The organism is Sulfitobacter sp. 1A13368, assembly GCF_043557275.1.
Taxonomy (GTDB): Bacteria; Pseudomonadota; Alphaproteobacteria; order Rhodobacterales; family Rhodobacteraceae; genus Sulfitobacter; species Sulfitobacter faviae.
In genome coordinates this window covers 375,964-393,718 of sequence record NZ_JBIFFR010000003.1, presented here as the reverse complement: position 1 = coordinate 393,718, position 17,755 = coordinate 375,964, and the positions used below count along the sequence as shown (strand labels likewise).

Sequence of the window (17,755 nt, the reverse complement as noted above, 5' to 3'; positions counted from 1 at the left end):
TTCCTTTGATTTTACAGCCACGACATGCCCTTTTGAAGCTGGGACGATGTGTGGGGCATCAAGCAATCAACGGGTGGAACTGCGGATGTTGTGGCTGGCTGGGGTAATGGGTCTGATGGCGGTCGGTGCCGTCACTTTCGTGGAAATCGAAACACCTTCTGAAGAGGATATGCCGGAGGCGGACACCCCGCCCGACGGCACGACTTCAGTCGGAGATATCCTTTCAGGCAGCGATACCGGCGAGACGGTGCAGGGCGGCACCGGCGACGATCAGCTTGGCGGCTATGGTGGGAATGATCTGCTCCATGGCGCTGGTGGCGACGATGACATGCACGGGCATGACGGCAATGACACGCTACATGGCAACGATGGCGGGGACACCCTGCACGGCAATGACGGTGATGACGACCTGTTTGGCGGCACGGGCAACGACAGCCTCTTTGGCCACAATGACGATGACTTTCTCTATGGCGGGGCGGGCGATGATGCGCTGCAAGGCGCGGCGGGGGACGACCTGCTGGAGGGCGATGCCGGAAACGATGCCCTGCAAGGCGGGCTTGGCGACGATGCGCTGCGCGGCGGCGCGGGCATGGATACGCTTTTTGGCGGCTGGGGCGACGACACGCTCACCGGGGCGGATGACCTACAAAGCCCCGATTTCCTGAACGGCGGCGGCGGCGACGACCTGATCATCGCGGGCGCCGGGGATGTGGTGACCTCGGGCGACGGCACCGATCAGATCGCCTTGGGAGACTGGATCGGCCAAGGCGGGGCCGCGCAGATCACGGACTACCACGCAGCGGACGATTCGCTGCTCTTTGTCTGGGACGACAGCAGCGCGGGCGGGGCGGAGCCGCCGCTCTCCATCCTGCCCGACCCGGAGGATGCGGGCCAAACCCTCGTCCTGCTGGACGATATCATCGTCGCGCGGGTGGCGGGGGACAACGTCACGCTCGACGATATCGCGTTGATCCCACTCTCTGCAGCCTTCGACCTCGGCCTCGCGGCCTAAGGCGGGGCGGAGCCCATGCGCAAATCACCCTTTGCCAAAGGCGAAAATTCCTCCTATACGCCCCCATCGCCTGCTGATTCCGTCAGCGGGTGATATCTCCATGGGCCTGCGCTGGACGACATCCCGGCCTGCGCCATCCATTTTAACTCTTTTCGAAAGGAGACCCCGATGTCGATCACTGCTGAAGAAAAAGCAAAAGTCATGAAAGAATTCGGCACCAAAGAAGGCGACACCGGTTCGCCCGAAGTTCAGGTTGCCATTCTGACCTCGCGCATCACCACGCTGACCGAGCACTTCAAGACCCACAAGAAAGACAACCACGGCCGCCGTGGTCTTTTGAAAATGGTCGCGACGCGCCGCAAGCTGCTGGATTACGTTAAGGCCAAAGACGAGTCCCGCTATCAGGACCTGATCAAACGCCTCGGCCTGCGCCGCTAATCGCGCGCAAGCCGCCGGAAGTTCCGGTGACAGGACGACCAAAACCTCCCGGCCCCCGCCGGGAGGTTTTTTGTTGCGCGCAGACCTCAGCGCGCTGCGGCGGAGAGAACCCGCCGCTTATGGCCCCGAGGCGACAGAACACTTCCCATTTGCCATGAAAACATGTATGCCCGCGCAATCTGAAATCCGGCGCCCGGACTCCAGCGCCTGAAAAAGAAGATACCGGAGTCAGGGGCAATACGGCCCCTATGCAATGGCCAATGGGCCAAAAAGGAAACGTAGATGTTTAATGTAACGAAAAAATCGATCCAGTGGGGCGAAGAGACGCTGACACTGGAAACCGGTAAGGTTGCCCGTCAGGCGGACGGGTCGGTGATTGCCACGCTGGGTGAGACCAGCGTCATGGCCAACGTGACGTACGCACGTCAGCAAAAGCCCGGGCAGGATTTCTTCCCCCTGACCGTGCACTACCAAGAGAAATACTATGCCGCCGGTAAAGTACCGGGTGGCTTCTTCAAGCGTGAGGCCCGCCCCACCGAGAAGGAAACACTGACCGCGCGTCTGATCGACCGTCCGATCCGCCCGCTCTTTGTCCCCGGCTTCAAAAACGAAGTTCTGGTGATGTGCACCGTGCTGAGCCACGATCTGGTCAACGACCCCGACATGGTCGCCATGATCGCCGCCTCCGCCGCGCTGACACTCTCGGGCGCGCCCTTCATGGGTCCGATCGCGGGCTGCCGTGTGGGCTATGAGGGTGGCGACTATGTGCTGAACCCCACCATCGACGACATGCAAGACCTGCGCACCAACCCCGACCAGCGCCTCGACCTCGTGGTCGCGGGCACCAAGGACGCGGTGATGATGGTCGAATCCGAAGCCTATGAGCTGTCGGAAGAGGAAATGCTGGGCGCCGTGAAATTCGCGCATGAGCAGATCCAGCCGGTCATCGACCTGATCATCGATCTGGCCGAGGAAGCCGCGAAGGAGCCCTTCGACTTCCAGCCCGAAGACTATTCCGATCTGTCGGCTGCCGTGAAAGCCGCTGGCGAAGACGAAATGCGCGCCGCTTTCGCGATCGTGGACAAGCAAGAACGCACCGCCGCCGTTGCTGCCGCCCGTGAGACGATCAAGAGCAAGCTCACCGAAGAGCAGCTTGAGGACAAGAACCTCAGCTCCGCGATGAAGGGCCTTGAGGCCAGCATCCTGCGCGGCGACGTGGTGAAAACCGGCAAGCGCATCGACGGTCGTCGCACCGACGAGATTCGCGACATCGTGGCCGAAACCGGCATCCTGCCGCGGACCCACGGCTCGGCGCTCTTCACCCGTGGTGAGACGCAGGGCCTCGTGGTGACCACGCTCGGCACCGGCGACGACGAGCAGTTCATCGACGCGCTGCACGGCAATTTCAAATCGAACTTCCTGCTGCACTACAACTTCCCGCCCTACTCGGTCGGCGAAGTGGGTCGCGTGGGCCCTCCCGGACGCCGCGAAGTCGGCCACGGCAAGCTCGCATGGCGCGCCCTGCAGGCGGTTCTGCCCGCGGCAACAGACTTCCCCTACACCATCCGTCTCGTCTCCGAGATCACCGAATCCAACGGCTCCTCGTCGATGGCATCGGTCTGCGGTGGCTCCCTGTCCATGATGGACGCGGGCGTGCCGCTGAAATCGGCCGTGGCCGGTGTGGCGATGGGTCTGATCCTCGAAGATGACGGCTCCTATGCGATCCTGTCGGACATCCTGGGTGACGAAGACCACCTCGGCGACATGGACTTCAAGGTCGCAGGCACCGAAGCCGGCATCACCTCGCTGCAGATGGACATCAAGGTCGCCGGCATCACGCCCGAGATCATGGAGAAAGCCCTGGCCCAGGCCAAAGAAGGCCGGATCCATATCCTCGGCGAAATGAACAAGGCGATCTCGGGCGCCGCGGACTTCTCCGTCCACGCGCCCCGCATCGAGACCATGCAAATCCCGACCGACAAGATCCGCGAAGTGATCGGCTCGGGCGGCAAGGTGATCCGCGAGATCGTCGAGGTTTCCGGCGCCAAGGTCGACATCAACGACGAAGGCACCATCAAGATCGCCAGCCCGAACGGCGACGCGATCAAGAAGGCCTACGACATGATCCATTCGATCGTGGCCGAGCCCGAAGAAGGTGCCATCTACACAGGCACCGTCGTGAAGATCGTCGATTTCGGCGCCTTCGTGAACTTCTTCGGCAAGCGCGACGGTCTGGTGCATGTTTCCCAAATCGAAAACCGCCGCCTGAACCACCCTTCGGACGTTCTGAAGGAAGGTCAGGAAGTGAAAGTGAAGCTTCTGGGCTTCGACGATCGCGGCAAAGTGCGCCTGTCGATGAAAGTCGTCGATCAGGAGACCGGCGAAGAGATCACTGCTGAGAAGAAAGAAGCGGCAGAGGGTTAATCAAAACCTGCTGCGGACCCTCACCGGGGGTCCGCAGTTTCCCCTCAGGGCAGTACGAGACATGCGCGCAGAAAATCTGGTCACGATTTGCATCACCATGGGGCTGCGCCCCGATGTCTTGCAACAAACACTCGAAAGCCTCGGCCCCGAGCTGCGCAAGCTGCCGATCATTGGCATCAACGACTTCGGCGATGCCGAAACCAGCGCGGTCTTCGACCAGCTCTGCCCTCATGGGCAACGCATCGATCTGGGCAAACAGGTCGGCCACCACCCCGCCGTCGACGCCATGTATGCCAAGGTGCGCACCCCTTATGTCTTTCACATGGAAGACGATTGGGAATTCACCCGCCATGATTTCCTCGACGATGCACTACGGCTACTGGAAGCGCATCCCGATGTCTCTTCGGTCTGTTTCCGCGACACTGATAACTTCTTCATCGAAGACACGGCCCGCGCCCAGATCGTCACCGAAGAATGCGCCGGCATCCCCTATGCGCGGATGGATGCGCTCAGCCCCAAATGGTACGGCTATACCTTCAATCCGCATCTGGCCCCGCTTTCCCTTTGGAAAGAGGTCGGCGGCTTCAGCGGTTTCAAACGCGAAAGCCACATCTCGCGCCAATTGCGCAAACAGGGTAAATTCACCGCTTTCCTGAAACCCGGCGCTTGCCAGCACATCGGGTTTGTCAGCGTCGCCCACAAACCGCCCTCCGCCTTCAAACGGTTCAAGAACTGGCTGCGCGGGCGGCCCACCCCCAAAGTTTAACCCGTATAAGCCTGTCATCGCCCCGCGCGCCGCAGGAATGAGGTCACATCGATGTCACAGCGCCCAAAGGGATTCGTCATCAATCTGGCCGCCTCCCCCCAGCGACTGGACAGTGCGAAGGCCGAACTGGACGCCGCACAGATCGAGGCGGTCCGCGTGGATGCCTTCGACGGGCGCGAGATCGATCTGGCCCAATTCGCCCCCTATGACGATCGCAAGGCCCGGCGTTTCATGGGGCGGTCGATGACCCAAGGCGAGGTCGGCTGCTACGTCTCGCACCAACGCGCCGCCGCCGCCTTCCTAGAGAGCGGGGATGAGCTTGGCTTCGTCTTCGAAGATGACATCGCCCTTGAACCCAGATTCCGAACCTTCGTGCCAGAGCTGATAGAATGGCTGCGCCCCCGCACCGATTGGCACTGCGTAAATCTGGGCGCGACCCGTTTGAAAATCACCAGCCCCATGGCCGAAGTCGCAGGCATTCCGGTACTCCGCGCCCATTACTTTCCGATGCTCGCCCACGCGCTCATCTGGAACCGTGCCGGGGCCGAGGCGTTCCTCGCCGCCTCCGAACCTATCTTCTGCCCCGCCGATAACATGCTCAGACAGGTCCTCACGCGCTCCGACATGGGGCTGGCCACGGCCCAAAGCCTCGTTACAGCAGGCCGGTTCGACAGCGACATTTCCGCTCGTTCTGGAGGAAACAGAGGGCAATACCGGCGCTCCGCCCTCTATGGCCTGCGCAAACAGCGTAGGTTACTACATGAAAAAGCGATGGCCTTCGCCCATAAGCTCGGCCATCGCTAAGGGCAGGTCAGCCCGGCAGCTGCGCTTTGCGCAAATAGGGCAACACCGTCTCGAACGCCCCGAACTTCGCCTTGGCGTCCTCATCCGACACCGTCGCGGGGATGATCACATCCTCACCCACCTGCCAATCCGCAGGCGTCGCCACTGCGTTCTTCGCCGCCGTCTGCAACCCGTCCAAAGCCCGCAGAACCTCGGCAAAGTTCCGGCCCACGTTCATCGGATAGGTCATGCTCAGCTTCAACTGCTTATCCGGCCCGATGATGAAAACCGACCGCACCGTGGCACTGTCATTGGGCGTGCGGCCATCGGGCAGATAGGCCTCCGCAGGCAGCATATCAAAGGCTTTCGACACCTCCAGCCCCGCATCCGCGATGATCGGGAAACCGGCCTCGGCCCCTGCAACCTTCTCGATATCGCCCTTCCACTTCTTATGTTCCTCGACGTCGTCGACACTGACACCGATCACCTTGGTGCCGCGCTTTTCCCATTCCTCGGAAAGCCGCGCCACGGCGCCGAACTCGGTGGTGCAAACAGGGGTGAAATCCTTGGGGTGGGAGAACAGGATCGCCCAATTGTCACCGACGAACTCATGCAGGGAAAAGCTGCCCTGATCGGTTTCGACTGTAAGATCGGGAATAGTGTCGTTGATACGCAAGCCCATGATATCCTCCGGGTCAATCTGTGAACAGATAGGTCAGAGGTAATCGCAAACCCCGCCGGTTTCACCCCCCGATCGCCACAAAGCCCGACTTCACCGCAGCGCCACGGCCCCCCTTCCCCTTCATCCTTTCTCAAATACCAATCCCGCCCCCACCTCACGGCGCAAGGCCGGGCACGGAGCGCAGCTCAAAAAGGCGCCTTGGCCCGCACCTTCGTCGATGCGCCACCCTGCGGATGGTTGAACCGCAATTCCTCGCTATGCAGCATCAACCGCGGAAAATCCCGCGCGGGCCCCGTGGCATAGAAAGGGTCGCCCAAAATCGGATGCCCAAGCGCCAGCATATGCACGCGCAGCTGATGGCTGCGCCCGGTCTTGGGGAAAAGCCGAAGGCGCGCGGTTTCCCCATCGTTCTTGACCATCTTCCAATCGGTCTGCGCGGGTTTGCCAGTCTCATGGCAGACCATCTGCCGGGGGCGGTTGGGCCAATCGACGATCAGCGGCAGATCGACGCTGCCGGATTTCTCCGCCGGCACCCCCCAGACCCGCGCGACATAGGTCTTGCGGGTCATGCGCTTTTCGAACTGCAACCCAAGGTGACGCTGCGCATGGGGCGTCAGGGCAAAGATCATCACGCCCGAGGTGTCGCGATCCAGCCGGTGCACCAGCAGCGCTTGAGGGAAGACCGCCTGCACCCGCGCGATCAGGCAATCGGCCAGATGTTCGCCCTTGCCCGGCACGCTGAGCAGCCCTGACGGTTTGTCGACCAGCAGAACTTCGGCGTCTTCATGTAGAATGACCAACGGGTCCTGCGGCGGGTTATATTCGCTATCCATGGCTTCCCCTCGCAGATGCCGCCCCCCGAATCAAGCGGAGCATGGCCGTCAGGCGACAGCGGCGAAACTCTCCTTGAGGATCGCGCTCAACGCATCGGCATCCGCTTGGGTAAAGGCGTTTGGCTGGTCGCTGTCGATGTCGAAGACGCCGAGCAACTCCCCTGCCCCGTTCCAGACCGGCAGCACCAGTTCCGAGCGTGTCGACGAGGCGCAGGCGATATGGCCCGGGAAGGCATCCACATCCTCGACCAACTGCACCTCGCCCGTGCGCGCGGCAGCCCCGCAGACCCCGCGCGAAAAGGGGATCACCAGACAGCCATGCCCGCCTTGATAGGGGCCGATCTTCAGCAATTCGGGCGCGGTCACCCGGTAAAAGCCGGTCCAGTCAAAGCGGTCATCCGCGTGATGCACCTCGCAGGCGATGGTGGCCATCAGGGCCACGGCATCGTCTTCGCCCTCGGTCAGGGCGGCGATGGTCTTGGCGAGGGTTTGGTAGTCGACGGTCATGGGGATACTCATATTGCAGACGGGAAAAGGGAGGCGAACCGCCTCCCCCATAAATACTCTAGTCGGCCCGTAGGATCAGGGGCGTTCGATCGCAATCGCGGTGCCTTCGCCACCGCCGATGCAGATCGCCGCGACACCACGCTTCAGCCCCCGCTTTTCCAGCGCGTTCAACAGGGTCACCATGATCCGCGCGCCCGAGGCACCGATGGGATGGCCGAGCGCGCAGGCACCGCCGTTGACGTTCACGATGTCATGCGAAAGGTCCATTTCATGCATAAAAGCCAGCGGCACAACGGCGAAGGCCTCATTGACCTCCCACAGATCGACGTCCTCTTTCTTCCAGCCGATCCGCTCCAGCAGCTTTTGCGCGGCGGGCACGGGTGCTGTGGTGAAAAGCCCCGGCGCTTGGGCATGGCTGGCGTGGCCCACGATCCGTGCACGGATGTGCAGCCCTTTGGCATTGGCGCTGTCCTCGTCCGCCAAAACCAAAGCCGCCGCCCCATCGGAGATCGACGAGGAATTCGCCGCCGTCACCGTACCGCCCTCGCGGAAGGCGGGTTTTAGCTGGGGGATCTTCTCGGGCCGGGCACTTGCGGGCTGTTCGTCAGCGCTGACCGTGGTGCTGCCTTTGCGCGACCTCACCTCGACCGGAGCGATCTCATCCGCGAATGCACCCCCCTTTTGGGCCTCAATCGCGCGCGATAGCGACGCCAGCGCATAGTCGTCTTGGGTTTCACGGGTGAACTGGAAACGCTCGGCGCAATCCTCGGCAAAGGTGCCCATCAGGCGGCCTTTGTCATAGGCATCTTCCAAACCATCGAGGAACATGTGGTCGATCACCTGACCGTGCCCCAGCCGCGCGCCGCCGCGCATTTTCGGCAGCACATAAGGCGCGTTGGTCATGCTTTCCATGCCGCCCGCGACCATCACATCGGTCTGGCCAAGCGCGATCTGGTCAAAGGCCATCATCGCCGCCTTCATGCCCGAGCCGCACATCTTGTTGAGCGTGGTGGCCGGCACCTCTTCGCCCAGACCGGCCTTGAACCCGGCCTGACGCGCGGGCGCTTGGCCTTGCCCCGCGGGCAACACGCAGCCCATTAGAACCTCTTGCACCTCGGCAGGATCCGTCTTGCCCAGGGCCGCCTTGATCGCGCTGCCGCCCAATTCGGCGGCGGTCAGCCCCTCGAAGGCCCCTTGGAAACCGCCCATCGGGGTTCTGGCTGCACCGGTTATCACGACATTGCGCATCACGTTCTCCTAGAGTTGCACCGCATACCGGATGGTAAGGTTTTACGGCTAATCACGTCTCGAACTTCAAGTCTTGAGGCATGTTTATGGAAGTTTCCGCGAAAACAGAAGACCGCTTTTGCCTCGTCAGCGTGCTGCACGACCGCATCGATGCCGCCGCCGCGTTGGAGTTCAAGGATGCCATGCGCCGCGCCACGGCCCATGCGCCGCCGGTGGTGATCCTTGATCTGCACCGGGTGAATTTCATCGATTCCAGCGGGCTGGGCGCGATCATCGCGGTTATGAAACATCTCGCGCCAAAGCGCGCGCTGGTGCTGGCCGGGCTGACCCCGGCGGTGGAAAAGGTCTTTACCCTGACCCGTATGGGTACGGTTTTCGGCATTTTTCACACGCTGGACGCCGCCCTTACAGCGTATCGGGGATAGCGCTATGCGGCTGCCCGCCGCGCGGTCTGCGCTCTGCCCGTTCGAGATCACCGTTCACAGCGGCCCCCACGCGGCGCGAGAAGCTTTGACGCTTTTGATGGACGCGCTCGCCTGCCTCACGCTAGAGGCCGAGGAGGTCTGCACAGTACGTCTGGTGGTCGCCGAAATGCTGAACAACATTGTCGAACACGCCTACGCCGACCCGGACCACCCCGGCCCCATCCATATCACCTTCCATCACGCGCCCGACGGCCTGCACCTTGCCGTGTCGGACGAAGGGCTGCCGATGCCCGATCTGCAAGTGCCCTTGGGCCTGCCGCAAGAGATCGACCGCCCCGTTTGCGACCTGCCGGAAGGCGGCTTTGGCTGGTTCCTGATCCGCGATCTGGCGAAAGACCTGACCTATCGCCGCTTGGCCCAAGAGAACCGGATCGACCTGCGGCTCCCGGTTGGGTTACCGCCGCGTTAACATCTGCGGCAGCGCGTCCCGCATATTTCCCAAAACGGCCCCGCTGGGATCACAATTGCGCCTTGGTTGCCGGTCATAAACGGTGTTGTAGCTGCATATGGCTTCCCTCGGTGCCGTGTTTAATAGCCCCCACCCAGTACGCGGTGCCGAGGAACTTTCCCCCGCATTGGCAGAACCGAGATCTCCGTCTAGGGTCACGCTGACGTAATTCAGCGAGGGGCAGCACATGCGCGATTTTCACCTTCCCGGCCGGTCACCGGTCTTGGCCACCAACGGCATCTGCGCCACATCCCATCCGCTGGCGGCGCGGGCGGCGGTCGATATCCTTGCGCGGGGCGGCAATGCGATGGACGCGGCCATCGCCGGGGCGGTGTTGCTCGGCATTTGCGAGCCGCAGATGACCGGGATCGGCGGCGACTGTTTCGTGCTCTACTCCCCGGCAGGCAGCGAGGAGGTCCACGCCCTCAACGGATCTGGCCGCGCGCCGGCGGCGCTGGATGCCGCCAAACTGCGGGACAAGGGCGAGCAGACGGTGCCGCTCCGCTCGGCGGATGCCGTGACGATCCCTACGGCCATCGACGCTTTCTGCCACCTTTCCGAGAGCACAGGCAAACTGGGGTTGGACGCCCTGCTCGCCCCCGCGATCCACTATGCCGAGGCGGGGGTGCCCGTCGCCCCGCGCGTGGCCTTTGACTGGGCCACCGATGGCGGCACCCTTCAGGGGCGCGCGCGGGACCACTTCCTCATCAACGGCAAAACGCCCCGCACCGGCGACATCTTCCGCGCGCCGGGACAGGCCGAAGTGCTGCGCCGTGTGGCCGCGCAGGGCCGCGATGCCTTCTACACCGGAGAGATCGCCGAGGACATGATCGCCACCTTGCAAGCCGCAGGCGGCAGCCACAGCGCCGAGGATTTCGCCAAGGCCCGCGCCGAGGTCACGACGCCCGTGTCAGGCCAGTACAAAGACCTCGAAGTGGTCGAACACCCGCCCAACGGCCAAGGGGCGACCGCCCTATTGCTGATGAATATCCTCGATCACTTCGACATCGCCGGGATGGACCCGCTGGGGGCCGAGCGGCTGCATATCGAAGCCGAGGCGACCAAACTGGCCTATGACGCGCGCAACCGCTTTTTGGCCGACCCGGACCACACCACCCGGCTTGAGCACATGCTGGCGCCTGAGACCGCCCGCGCCCTTGCGGCCCTGATCGACCCCAAACGCGCCATGGCCGCCGCCGCCCCGATCAGCGAAGCGGTGCATAAAGACACGATCTATATCACCGTGGTCGACGGCGACGGCATGTCGGTCTCGCTCATCTATTCGATTTTCCACGGCTTCGGTTCTGGCATCGCCTCGGACAAGTTCGGCATCCTGCTGCAAAACCGTGGCGCGGGTTTCACATTGGAGGAAGGCCACCCGAATGAGCTGAAAGGCGGCAAACGCCCGATGCATACGATCATCCCCGGCATGATCCGCGAGAATGGCCGGGTGGCCATGCCCTTTGGCGTGATGGGCGGGGCCTATCAGCCCTGCGGCCATGCGCGCCTTGCCTCGAACCTCACCGATTTCGGCATGGATGTGCAAAGCGCCATCGACGCACCCCGCGCCTTTGCCGATGGGCAGGTGATGAAGGTCGAGCGCGGCTTTGGCGACGATGTGCGCCAAAGCTTGAGCGATCTGGGCCATAAGGTCGAAGTGCCCGAAACGGCGATCGGCGGGGCACAGGCGATCCGCATCCGAGAAGATGGCGTACTGGAAGGCGCGAGCGATCCGCGCAAGGACGGCTGCGCCTTAGGCTATTGATGAAGACCTCTGGCGGGCTGGGAAACAGCCCGCCGGGCTTAGTTCATCTGGAAATGCAGCGGATAGGCACCGTCGGTGAAGGGGCCAAACAGATCGGGGATATCGGGGTGGTCCACAGGCTCCCCCGAATAATCGGCCACGAGGTTCTGCTCCGACACATAGGCCACATAGTAGCTCTGATCGTTCTCGGCCAAGAGATGATAGAACGGCTGATCTTTCACCGGCCGGTTCTCTTCGGGGATCGCCTCATACCATTCTTCGGTGTTGGCGAATTCCGGGTCGACGTCAAAAATCACGCCCCGAAAGGGATGCTTCTTGTGACGGACAATCTGCCCGAGGTGATATTTTGCGCGTGTTCGTATCATAACATGCTGCCCCTACCCCTCGACGGTAGCCCTTTCAAGGGGCTTTTGTCCAATCACAGCGGCTCTGCGCGGGGAAACAGACTGTGAACGCCGCGCCGACAGTGGGTTTGCGGCAGCCTACCGCCCGGGGGCGCAACTGCTTTGCCGGCCTCCTGCGAAATACCGCCTGCGCAGGGCTGCGCAGTCAGCGCAATACCGCCCAGCCGGCCGCGCATTTTCCCAATTTAGTGATGTGATGGTGAGGGTGAATCGGTTAAACTCCTCCGAAAAAACGTCCCCTAACAAAAAACGAGAGGCGAGAGGCAGATGAGCAAGCATTTTTGCGCAATGATGATCGTACTGCTGGTGGCATCCTGCGGCGGCGGGCCTCAAACGGCCCCGCGTGATCTGGATAACGCCTGCACGATCCTGAAAGATCACCCCGACTACCTGCGCGCATTCCGCGCGACCGAGCGGAAATGGGGTGTCCCCATCCACGTTCAGATGGCCACGATCCATCAAGAGAGCAAGTTCGTGGCGGATGCCCGGACGCCGTTCAAATATGTGCTGGGTGTGATCCCAATGGGCCGCCAATCCAGCGCCTTTGGCTATTCGCAGGCTTTGGACGCGACATGGGATGAGTATCTGGAATCCGAGGGCCGCTGGCGCGCCAAACGCGACCGGATTCGCGACGCGAGCGATTTCATGGGCTGGTACATGAACCTGACGCGGGAGCGGAACGGCGTCCCCCTTCACGACGCCCGTAACCAATACCTCGCCTATCACGAGGGCCACACCGGTTTTGCCCGCAAGAGCTACAACAGCAAGGCGTGGCTGGTCGGGGTCGCGGGCAAGGTCGATTCCCGCGCGAAACTTTACGAGAGACAGATCGCAGGCTGCCGTTTGGGCCGCTGGTAAAAACGATCCGACCCAATGCAAAACGCCCCGGCCTGATCGGCCGGGGCGTTTTTCGTTTCAGCAGGGCCGCTTAGCGTTTGCCGCCAGCCCGTGCGCCGCCGGTGTCGAACAGGCTGTTAGAGATGTTTCCCCCCACCTGCATGTCCCCCAGCACAACGGTTGTGGCGCTGCCATTGCCATCGTTGATGATCCACTGACGCAGCTGCACCGGGTTGCCGGTGAACTTCATCTGAATGTTGCCATATTGCGGGTTGGCCGGGTCTTGGGCCGTGACCGTGGTGGCGGTGCCGTCATAGCTGTGGCCTGTCACCATCTTGGCGCGGCCCAAATTGACGTTGTCGGCCAAGATGATCGACAGCGGTGTTCGCGCCAGCGGATAGGTCTCAGCCGGTTGGTTCGACTTCTTGTCGTAGATCACGACCGTATTCGCCCCCGCGACGACCAGCCCGGAATCCGGCGCGTTATATTCGAAACGTACCTTTCCGGGGCGTTTGATATAGATCGTGCCCGTGCTGATCGACCCGTCGTCGTTGATCTGGGTAAAGTCGCCCTCGGCGGTGCGAAGCTGGTTCAGATAGCCCGAAATCTCATTCAGCGACAGTTGCTGCGCCGCCGCCGCGAGGGGGGCCGATACGGCCAGTCCAACCGCCAGAATCGCAGAAGTAAGTTTACGCATGTTGTTCGTCCTGTGTTGCCTCACGTTCTGACATAGGGCGGGCGGGCCTGATATTCGATATCAGGGCGCGGTTTTTCGCTATCGCCCGCCCTGCCCCAAAAAAAACACCGCCGGGAGAGTGGCCCGGCGGTGTTTCTGATTGTCGCCCCCCAGAGGGGGGGAAGAGGCAGACCTATGCCTGTTCCGGCACCAGAATCTCACGCTTGCCAACATGGTTCGCCGGTGAGACCAGCCCCTCTTCCTCCATCTGCTCGACCAGACGCGCGGCTTTGTTATAGCCGATCGCCAGTTTGCGCTGGATGTAGGAGGTGGAGCATTTGCGGTCTTTGATCACCACCTGCACGGCGGTGTCATAAAGCGCGTCTTCGCTATCGGTATTGCCGCCAAGGCCAAGCACCGCGTCGATATTGCTTTCCTTATCCTCGGATGGCCCTTCGACCACGCCCGAGACATAATCCGGCTCGCCGAACTGCTTGAGGTGGTTGACGATCTCTTCGACCTCTTCATCACTCACGAAGGGGCCGTGGCAGCGGGTGATCTTGGCACCGCCTGCCATATACAGCATGTCGCCCATGCCCAAGAGTTGCTCGGCCCCCATTTCGCCCAAGATGGTCCGGCTGTCGATTTTCGAGGTCACTTGGAAGGAAATCCGGGTGGGGAAGTTCGCCTTGATCGTGCCGGTAATCACGTCGACCGAGGGGCGCTGTGTGGCCATGATCAGGTGGATTCCGCTCGCCCGCGCCATTTGCGCCAGACGCTGAATGCAGGCCTCAATCTCCTTGCCCGCGACCATCATCAGGTCGGCCATCTCGTCGACGATGACAACGATATAGGGCAGCGCCTCGGGTGTCGTCTCATCGGTCTCGAAGATCGGCTCGCCGGTTTCCTCGTCAAAGCCGGTCTGGACGGTGCGGGAGAACATCTCGCCCTTTGACAACGCCTCGCGCACGCGGCCGTTGTAGCCTTCGATGTTGCGCACGCCCATCTTGGACATCTTGCGGTAGCGCTCTTCCATCTCGCCCACGACCCATTTCAGCGCCACGACGGCTTTCTTGGGGTCGGTGACGACGGGGCTCAGCAGATGCGGGATGCCGTCATAGACCGACAATTCCAGCATCTTGGGGTCGATCATGATCATCCGGCATTCTTCCGGCGTCAGCTTGTAGAGCAGCGACAGGATCATCGTGTTGATCGCCACGGATTTACCCGAGCCTGTGGTCCCCGCAATCAGCAGGTGCGGCATCTTGGCGAGGTTGGCGACAACCGGATCACCGCCGATGTCCTTGCCAAGCGCCAGCGGCAGCCGGTGGTTGCCGTCGCCGAAATCGCGGCTCGAGAGGATCTCGCGCAGGATCACCTTTTCGCGGTTCTCATTGGGCAGTTCGATACCGATTACCGAGCGGCCCGGCACGGTGGAGACACGTGCCGAAAGGGCGGCCATGGAACGCGCGATGTCATCCGCGAGACCAATCACGCGGCTGGCCTTGAGGCCCGGAGCGGGCTCTAGCTCGTACATGGTGACGACCGGACCGGGACGCACGGCGACGATCTCGCCCTTTACGCCGTAGTCGTCTAGAACGGTTTCCAGCATCCGCGCGTTCTCCTCAAGCGCCTCATCGCTGAGGTGCAGGCGCTGCACGCTCTCGGGGCTTTCCAGAAGGCTCAGCGGCGGCAGTTCGAAACCGGGGTGCGTGTCGTCGAAGGTCAGGGTGGGCTGCGCTTCGACCTGCGCCTGTTTCGAGGGCTGGACGGGTTTGCGGGCGGGCTGCTGCACCACTTTGCGCGGCTCCGCCACGGGGATTTTCATCGCCTCAGGCGCGGGCGCTTGCTGCAACGGCAGGGTCTCAGACGCCACGGTGTCTTCATAGGGCGCGGCCATCATCGGCGCTTGCGCTGCCGGTTCCTGAACCATCGGCTCGGGCGTCGGGGCGGGCGCGGGCTGGGCCTGCGGCCTGCGCAGCAGCGGCTCGGGGCGCAGGGTGGCCGGTTCGGCGGTCAAGGGCGGTTCGGCACGCAGCCCGGCGGGCTGGGCGGCAGGCTGGCTGGTGTTGAGCACCAGCGGGTCCGGCCCACGGCCCCGGCCCTTGGTCAAGGGCGCGGTCGTCGGCGTGTGGATCGCATTGGCATGGCGCACGCGGTTCTTGATCACATCGGCGATCTTGCTTTTGATGCGCTCTTCGCCCGGTGTCTCATCCACGATGGCATCGCTGTAGGTCTCGATCAGTTCCGGCTCGGGCATGTCGTCTTCGGGTTCGGGCCGTTTGATCAGCCCGGGCATCCGACCGAACAGGCTGCGCGGTTCGGCTTCCGGCTCGGCCACCGGAGCGTGCTCTGCGGCATAGCTCTGTTCGGCTTCCTGCGCGGCCCAGGCTTCGGCGTCTTCGGCTTCCTGACGGCGGCGCTCACGACGTTCGGCCTGACGGGCCGAGAGGTTCTGCGCGGCCACGACGGCCCCATTGGCGCCACGGCCCAGAAGCGTCATCAGCCCGGCATAGGCCATGATCAGACCGACCAGCAGGAACCGCGCAATGCGGAACAGCTCGGCCTTGGTAAAGCCCAAGACGAAGGCGCCCAACGCGAGAATTGCAACACCCATCAAAAGCGACATCAGCTTGACCGTCAGGGTCGAGCCGATGGGCAGGATCGTCAGCAGCGCGCCCATGACGGTATCGCCAAAAAGCCCGCCCAGACCGAAGCTATGGGTCAGCAGCCATTCCTGACCGGGGGCCAGTGTGGCTGCATAGATGGCCCCAAGGGCGACGGCGATGGGGGCAAAGATCAACCGCCCAAGCGCGCGGTCATCGCCCTGATGCAACGCGAAACGTCCGCCCCAGAACAGCAGGACGATGGCGATGCCCCAAGCGCCCCAACCGACGATCATGAACAGCGGCGCGGCGATAGAGGCACCGATCCGGCCCATCCAGTTCTGCACCGGCGCATCGGTTGAGACCATCCAGTTGGGATCGTCGGGCGTGTAGCTGCCGATCATCATGGCGGCCATGATGCCCAGCATGATCAGCGCCAACCCCAGCAGTTCACGACCGCGCTTTTCGATTGCCTCGGCCATGTTGCTGTCTAGCAATGGATCGCGTCCCCGTGTCTGATATGCCATGTCGTCCCTCGCTTATGCCGAATACAGACAGTCGCGGATCGCTTCCAACCCGCGCGTCGTTTCGTCTTTTGGGGCCACCAAGGCGACCCGAATGTAATTCTGACCGGGGTTTCCCCCGGCGACGTTCTGCGCCAGATAGCTGCCGGGCAGCACCCGCACGCCGGTCTCGCGCCAGAGTTTCAGCGCCGCGGCCTCGTCATCCTCGACCGGAAGCCAGAGGAAGAACCCCGCCTCGGGGCTCACATAGCCCGGCACATTGCCAAAGATGCGGTCGGCGATGGCGTATTTCTCTTGATAGAGCGCGCGGTTCTCTTCCACATGCGCCTCATCGGCCCAAACGGCGGCGGCGGCCTGCTGCAAGGGCAGCGGCAATGGCGCGCCCGCGTAGTTGCGCAACTGTTTGATCTGGCGCATCGTCTCGCCCCCGCTGGCGGCAAAGCCCGACCGCAGCCCCGGCAGGTTCGAGCGTTTCGACAGCGAGTGAAAGATCACCACGCGGTTGCGGTCGGTGCCCAATTCTTTGACCACCTCCAGCGCCCCGGTGGGCGGCGTGTCGCGGTAGATCTCGGAATAGCATTCATCGGCGAAGATCAGGAAATCATACTTCTCAGCCAGCGCGATCAGCTCGGCCCAGTAATCGCGCGAGGCGACAACGCCCTGCGGATTGGCGGGGGAGCAGAGATAGGCCGCCGTGGTGCGGCGCAGCACCTCTTCAGGCAGGCTCGCGAAATCTGGCAGATGCCCGGTCTCGGCAGTGGCGGGGACCATGATCGGGTCCGCCTCACCGGAAATCGCACCGATCATATAGACTTGGTAGAAGGGGTTCGGCATCAGGATGGCCGACTTCTCCCCATTTTTGGTGGGCGGGCAAAGCGCGATGACGGCGTTATAGAGCCCCTCGCGCGTGCCGTTCAGGGCCATCACCTCGCTGTCGGGGTCCATCTCGACCCCGTAACGCCGCCCGATCCATGAAGCGATGGCCGCGCGCAATTCGGGCGAGCCGTCGTTCGGCGGGTATTTGTTGAACCCTGCGGCGTGTTTCGTGATCTCATCGGTCACCCATGCCGGAAACGCATGTTTCGGCTCGCCGATGGTCATATGGATCGGCGTGCCGCCGCCCTCATGCCCGTCAAGCAATGCGCGCAGGCGCGGCCACACGTGGGCCGGAAGGTTCGAAAACCGCTCGGTATACATCATCAAAACTGCCTCGGATCGGGATCATTCGCGCCCCGTTTGCCCCAAGGTACCCAAGGGCGCCTCTCCCGTCCAGAAAAACCGGGGAGTTTTGCCGCCCTTGTGGCTTTTCGGTCGTGC

General features: G+C 62.6%; 17 protein-coding genes. 9 read left to right on the top strand and 8 right to left on the bottom strand.

The genetic code is table 11. From position 1 onward, the window contains the following. Positions 1 to 85 precede the first annotated feature (85 nt). From ACGYK4_RS09045 to ACGYK4_RS09025, 5 genes are all read left to right on the top strand, one after another. Positions 86 to 1,012 carry a calcium-binding protein gene (locus ACGYK4_RS09045; protein WP_394430814.1) on the top strand — a complete coding sequence of 309 codons (927 nt, stop codon included), beginning with the start codon at positions 86 to 88 and terminating at the stop codon, positions 1,010 to 1,012. Positions 1,013 to 1,180: 168 nt separating this feature from the next. Beyond that, on the top strand, positions 1,181 to 1,450 hold the full coding sequence (gene rpsO / locus ACGYK4_RS09040) for a 30S ribosomal protein S15 (RefSeq protein ID WP_067266742.1): 270 nt from the start codon (positions 1,181 to 1,183) through the stop codon (positions 1,448 to 1,450). A 282-nt stretch (positions 1,451 to 1,732) separates the two neighbouring features. Next, entirely contained in the window at positions 1,733 to 3,874 is a 2,142-nt protein-coding gene (gene pnp, locus ACGYK4_RS09035; RefSeq protein ID WP_394430812.1) for a polyribonucleotide nucleotidyltransferase, read from the top strand. Between the two features lie 61 nt (positions 3,875 to 3,935). Beyond that, complete coding sequence (locus ACGYK4_RS09030; RefSeq protein ID WP_394430810.1) at positions 3,936 to 4,640, top strand: glycosyltransferase; 705 nt, start codon at positions 3,936 to 3,938, stop codon at positions 4,638 to 4,640. Between the two features lie 51 nt (positions 4,641 to 4,691). Further along, a complete protein-coding gene (locus ACGYK4_RS09025) occupies positions 4,692 to 5,444 on the top strand; it encodes a glycosyltransferase family 25 protein (protein WP_394430808.1) in 753 nt (250 codons plus the stop codon). A gap of 7 nt (positions 5,445 to 5,451) precedes the next feature. Here the strand turns inward: ACGYK4_RS09025 and ACGYK4_RS09020 are convergent, their stop codons facing one another. The 4 genes from ACGYK4_RS09020 to ACGYK4_RS09005 form a co-directional block, all read right to left on the bottom strand. Then, complete coding sequence (locus tag ACGYK4_RS09020; protein WP_394430806.1) at positions 5,452 to 6,105, bottom strand: peroxiredoxin; 654 nt, start codon at positions 6,103 to 6,105, stop codon at positions 5,452 to 5,454. Positions 6,106 to 6,290: 185 nt separating this feature from the next. After that, positions 6,291 to 6,938, bottom strand: coding sequence for a pseudouridine synthase (locus tag ACGYK4_RS09015; RefSeq protein ID WP_394430804.1), 648 nt, complete (start codon positions 6,936 to 6,938; stop codon positions 6,291 to 6,293). A 48-nt stretch (positions 6,939 to 6,986) separates the two neighbouring features. Continuing rightward, on the bottom strand, positions 6,987 to 7,445 hold the full coding sequence (locus ACGYK4_RS09010; RefSeq protein WP_394430802.1) for a GAF domain-containing protein: 459 nt from the start codon (positions 7,443 to 7,445) through the stop codon (positions 6,987 to 6,989). Positions 7,446 to 7,520: 75 nt separating this feature from the next. Then, positions 7,521 to 8,693, bottom strand: coding sequence for a thiolase family protein (locus ACGYK4_RS09005; RefSeq protein WP_394430800.1), 1,173 nt, complete (start codon positions 8,691 to 8,693; stop codon positions 7,521 to 7,523). Positions 8,694 to 8,779: 86 nt separating this feature from the next. Between ACGYK4_RS09005 and ACGYK4_RS09000 the strand changes: the two genes are divergently transcribed. The 3 genes from ACGYK4_RS09000 to ACGYK4_RS08990 all read left to right on the top strand — a co-directional run bounded on the left by ACGYK4_RS09000 (position 8,780) and on the right by ACGYK4_RS08990 (position 11,391). Further along, positions 8,780 to 9,118, top strand: a complete 339-nt coding sequence (locus ACGYK4_RS09000) for an STAS domain-containing protein (RefSeq protein WP_271688851.1) — start codon at positions 8,780 to 8,782, stop codon at positions 9,116 to 9,118. A gap of 4 nt (positions 9,119 to 9,122) precedes the next feature. Next, a complete protein-coding gene (locus ACGYK4_RS08995) occupies positions 9,123 to 9,587 on the top strand; it encodes an ATP-binding protein (protein WP_394456089.1) in 465 nt (154 codons plus the stop codon). Positions 9,588 to 9,813: 226 nt separating this feature from the next. Then, positions 9,814 to 11,391 carry a gamma-glutamyltransferase family protein gene (locus ACGYK4_RS08990; protein ID WP_394456088.1) on the top strand — a complete coding sequence of 526 codons (1,578 nt, stop codon included), beginning with the start codon at positions 9,814 to 9,816 and terminating at the stop codon, positions 11,389 to 11,391. 38 nt (positions 11,392 to 11,429) lie between these two features. On the opposite strand, the gene hspQ is transcribed toward ACGYK4_RS08990, so the two are convergent. Further along, positions 11,430 to 11,756: a heat shock protein HspQ gene (gene hspQ, locus ACGYK4_RS08985; protein WP_067261750.1), complete on the bottom strand. Its 327-nt coding sequence runs from the start codon at positions 11,754 to 11,756 to the stop codon at positions 11,430 to 11,432. Positions 11,757 to 12,062: 306 nt separating this feature from the next. On the opposite strand from hspQ, the gene ACGYK4_RS08980 reads away from it, so the two are divergent. Beyond that, positions 12,063 to 12,653, top strand: coding sequence for a lytic transglycosylase (locus tag ACGYK4_RS08980; protein WP_394456086.1), 591 nt, complete (start codon positions 12,063 to 12,065; stop codon positions 12,651 to 12,653). 70 nt (positions 12,654 to 12,723) lie between these two features. Here the strand turns inward: ACGYK4_RS08980 and ACGYK4_RS08975 are convergent, their stop codons facing one another. The 3 genes from ACGYK4_RS08975 to ACGYK4_RS08965 form a co-directional block, all read right to left on the bottom strand. Beyond that, positions 12,724 to 13,329, bottom strand: coding sequence for an outer membrane lipoprotein carrier protein LolA (locus ACGYK4_RS08975; protein ID WP_394430792.1), 606 nt, complete (start codon positions 13,327 to 13,329; stop codon positions 12,724 to 12,726). A gap of 172 nt (positions 13,330 to 13,501) precedes the next feature. Further along, complete coding sequence (locus tag ACGYK4_RS08970) at positions 13,502 to 16,441, bottom strand: DNA translocase FtsK 4TM domain-containing protein (protein WP_394456084.1); 2,940 nt, start codon at positions 16,439 to 16,441, stop codon at positions 13,502 to 13,504. A 12-nt stretch (positions 16,442 to 16,453) separates the two neighbouring features. Next, positions 16,454 to 17,638 carry an aminotransferase class I/II-fold pyridoxal phosphate-dependent enzyme gene (locus ACGYK4_RS08965; protein ID WP_394456083.1) on the bottom strand — a complete coding sequence of 395 codons (1,185 nt, stop codon included), beginning with the start codon at positions 17,636 to 17,638 and terminating at the stop codon, positions 16,454 to 16,456. Between the last annotated feature and the right edge of the window lie 117 nt (positions 17,639 to 17,755).

Coding starts and splice junctions, on each gene's coding strand:
- ACGYK4_RS08990 (WP_394456088.1), top strand. CDS start 9,814: ATGCGCGATTTTCACCTTCCCGGCCGGTCACCGGTCTTGGCCACCAAC.
- pnp (WP_394430812.1), top strand. CDS start 1,733: ATGTTTAATGTAACGAAAAAATCGATCCAGTGGGGCGAAGAGACGCTG.
- ACGYK4_RS09015 (WP_394430804.1), bottom strand. CDS start 6,938: ATGGATAGCGAATATAACCCGCCGCAGGACCCGTTGGTCATTCTACAT.
- ACGYK4_RS09045 (WP_394430814.1), top strand. CDS start 86: ATGTTGTGGCTGGCTGGGGTAATGGGTCTGATGGCGGTCGGTGCCGTC.
- hspQ (WP_067261750.1), bottom strand. CDS start 11,756: ATGATACGAACACGCGCAAAATATCACCTCGGGCAGATTGTCCGTCAC.
- ACGYK4_RS09000 (WP_271688851.1), top strand. CDS start 8,780: ATGGAAGTTTCCGCGAAAACAGAAGACCGCTTTTGCCTCGTCAGCGTG.
- ACGYK4_RS08970 (WP_394456084.1), bottom strand. CDS start 16,441: ATGGCATATCAGACACGGGGACGCGATCCATTGCTAGACAGCAACATG.
- ACGYK4_RS09020 (WP_394430806.1), bottom strand. CDS start 6,105: ATGGGCTTGCGTATCAACGACACTATTCCCGATCTTACAGTCGAAACC.
- ACGYK4_RS09010 (WP_394430802.1), bottom strand. CDS start 7,445: ATGACCGTCGACTACCAAACCCTCGCCAAGACCATCGCCGCCCTGACC.
- ACGYK4_RS09025 (WP_394430808.1), top strand. CDS start 4,692: ATGTCACAGCGCCCAAAGGGATTCGTCATCAATCTGGCCGCCTCCCCC.
- ACGYK4_RS08975 (WP_394430792.1), bottom strand. CDS start 13,329: ATGCGTAAACTTACTTCTGCGATTCTGGCGGTTGGACTGGCCGTATCG.
- ACGYK4_RS08980 (WP_394456086.1), top strand. CDS start 12,063: ATGAGCAAGCATTTTTGCGCAATGATGATCGTACTGCTGGTGGCATCC.
- ACGYK4_RS09005 (WP_394430800.1), bottom strand. CDS start 8,693: ATGCGCAATGTCGTGATAACCGGTGCAGCCAGAACCCCGATGGGCGGT.
- ACGYK4_RS08995 (WP_394456089.1), top strand. CDS start 9,123: ATGCGGCTGCCCGCCGCGCGGTCTGCGCTCTGCCCGTTCGAGATCACC.
- ACGYK4_RS09030 (WP_394430810.1), top strand. CDS start 3,936: ATGCGCGCAGAAAATCTGGTCACGATTTGCATCACCATGGGGCTGCGC.
- rpsO (WP_067266742.1), top strand. CDS start 1,181: ATGTCGATCACTGCTGAAGAAAAAGCAAAAGTCATGAAAGAATTCGGC.
- ACGYK4_RS08965 (WP_394456083.1), bottom strand. CDS start 17,638: ATGATGTATACCGAGCGGTTTTCGAACCTTCCGGCCCACGTGTGGCCG.